3 protein-coding genes are annotated in these 2,463 nt (G+C 63.6%); all 3 read left to right on the top strand.

Features of this window, described 5'->3' with window-relative positions; all coding sequences use genetic code 11:
• Positions 1-46: 46 nt before the first annotated feature.
• Genes tnpA through tnpC form a run of 3 tightly spaced genes read left to right on the top strand, consistent with a single transcriptional unit; the run spans position 47 to position 2,431 of the window.
• Positions 47-445: an IS66-like element accessory protein TnpA gene (gene tnpA, locus GSQ76_RS00630; protein ID WP_158741985.1), complete on the top strand. Its 399-nt coding sequence runs from the start codon at positions 47-49 to the stop codon at positions 443-445.
• Positions 442-798 (top strand): IS66 family insertion sequence element accessory protein TnpB, encoded by a 357-nt coding sequence (gene tnpB, locus GSQ76_RS00625; RefSeq protein ID WP_158741984.1) that lies wholly within the window; start codon positions 442-444, stop codon positions 796-798. Before tnpA ends, tnpB begins: the two co-directional genes overlap by 4 nt.
• 34 nt (positions 799-832) lie before the next feature.
• Positions 833-2,431 (top strand): IS66 family transposase, encoded by a 1,599-nt coding sequence (tnpC, locus tag GSQ76_RS00620; protein WP_158741986.1) that lies wholly within the window; start codon positions 833-835, stop codon positions 2,429-2,431.
• Positions 2,432-2,463: the final 32 nt, after the last annotated feature.

Genomic DNA, 2,463 nt, shown 5'->3' with positions numbered 1-2,463 from the left:
CGGGTATGGTTCGTTTGCTTGAGGCAGGGGGCTTCGAGCTGACGTTATGTTCGACATTAACGATGACGCGAAGGCGGTGTATCGCCGGGTAGAGGTTCTGACGGGTCCTGGGCGCCGGCGTCGCTGGTCTGCCGAGGAGAAGGCCCGGATTGTTGCTGAGGCGTCGATGCCCGGCGTTATCGTGTCTGAGGTGGCGCGGCGTTTTCAGGTCTGCGCGCAGCAGGTTTTTGGTTGGCGCCGTGACGCTCAGAGGCAAATTGCGCCGGCTGCGGTTCCGGCCTTCGTACCGCTTCTAACCCAGAGTGTGCCTCTGATGAAGGCTGCCTCAGTCACCGCCATCGAGGTAAAGTTGGCTGGTGCGGTTGTATGTGTGCCTGCTGAGGCAGATGGCGTGCTGCTGACGTCTGTGCTGCGGGCGGTGCGCGCGTCGGCACGCGAGGCATGATCACCATCCCGGCTGGCGTACGGGTTCTCCTGGCCACGCAGCCCGTCGATTTTCGCAAAGGGGCTCATGGCTTGGCCGCGTTGGCGGCCGAGGTGCTGGGCGAGGATCCGTTTTCAGGCGTGGTGATCGTGTATCGGGCCAAGCGGGCAGATCGAGTGAAGCTGCTCATGTGGGATGGCAGCGGCCTGATCCTGGTCTGGAAGCAACTCCAGCATGGCGCGTTTGAGTGGCCCCCTATCATCGATGGCACGATGCGGCTGTCGCCCGTTGCCTTTGCCGCCTTGTTCGACGGCCTCGATTGGACGCGAGTTCAGAGCGTGCGGAGGATTCCCACGCCGTCCATTGCCGCGTAGACTCAGCGCCGTGAAGCGTGACGCGTCCGCCTCGATTCTAACTTTGCCGAAGGGCGTTGCAGCCTTACGCGCCTTATTGCTGGCAACTTTGACAGAACGCGACGAGGCTATCGCCGAACGTGACGCTGTCGTCTGCGAGCGGGACAAACTGGCCGCAGACCACGATGCGTTGCTGGCCCGTACTGAGCGGCTGCAACATCTGTTGCTGAAGCTAAAGCGCATGCAGTTTGGTGCCAAGTCCGAACGCCTGCCCGACGAGCAGTTGCAGTTCGGGTTCGAGGATCTCGAGGCAGCCATCGCTGAAGGCGAGGCTCGGGCGGAGAAGCGCGATCCCGAGTTGCGGCGGGACAAGATTGCCAAACGCCGTGCGAGCCGTGGCGCTCTACCGGCTCACCTGCCGCGCATTGAGGTGACGCTGAGCCCCGAAGACACAGAGTGTCCGTGCTGCCGGGCAGCGATGGTGGTGATCGGAACGGACAGCGCCGAGCGGCTGGACGTGGTGCCGGCGCAATTCCGTGTGCTGGTGACGCATCGGCCCAAGCTGGCGTGTCGTGCTTGCGACGGCGTGGTGGTGCAGATGCCTGCGCCGCCACGGCTGATCGAGGGCGGTATCCCGACCGAGGCGTTGGTGGCGCACGTTTTGGTCAACCGCTATGCCGACCACCTGCCGCTGTATCGTCAGGCGCAAATCCTGGCACGTCAGGGCGTGCTGCTGGATCGGGCCACGCTGGCGTTCTGGGTCGGCTATGCCGCCGCTGAAATCGCTCCCGTGGTCGCGCGGTTGCGCGAGATGGTGTTGGGTTCGGCCCGGATCTTTGCCGACGAGACGATGGCGCCGGTGCTCGATCCCGGCCGGGGCCGCACCAAGCAAGGCTATTTCTGGACGGTGTCGCGTGACGACCGGTCTTGGGGCGGAGCCGACCCGCCGGCGGTGGTCTATAGCTACGCGCCAGGTCGTGGGCACCAGTATGCCCGCACATTGCTCGGTGACTATCGTGGCATCCTGCAATGCGACGGCTACGCCGCCTACAAGGCGTTGGCCAAATCCGTACCCAACGGCTCCCTGACACTGGCGTTTTGCTGGAGTCATGTGCGCCGGGGCTTCTACGACCTCGCCAAAAGCAAGGTGGCGCCGGTTGCGACCGAAGCGTTGGTGCGCATTGCCGCATTGTATCGGATCGAGGCGACCATCCGCGGCAAGGATGCCGGGCACCGGTTGGTTGTTCGTCAGTCCGAGAGCCGGATGCTGGTGAGCGAGTTGCGTGTTTGGTTCGAGGTGCAGCTGGCCCGGCTGCCTGCCCGCGGGCCAACTGCCAGTGCGATCCGTTACGCCCTGAACCACTGGGATGGTCTGGAACGCTTCCTGGAGGACGGCCGGATCGAGATGGACTCGAATAGCATCGAGCGCGTGATGCGACCGGTCGCTTTGTCACGTAAAAATGCCCTCTTCGCCGGCAGCGACGAGGGCGGCCAAAGGTGGGGCGCCATCGCCTCGCTGGTCGAAACTTGCAAGCTCAACCGCGTCAACCCGCTATCCTATCTCAAGGATCTACTCACAAAACTCGTCAACGGCTGGCCTCAAGCCCGCATCGACGAACTTATGCCCTGGAAATGGCCGCCAGACGCCACCTGATCGACGGAAAAGGGTCTCAGAGCAGCGCTTAC

Source organism: Acidisphaera sp. L21 (assembly GCF_009765685.1).
In the GTDB taxonomy this organism is placed as follows: Bacteria; Pseudomonadota; Alphaproteobacteria; order Acetobacterales; family Acetobacteraceae; genus LMUY01.
This window is presented reverse-complemented; position numbering and strand designations above follow the sequence as displayed.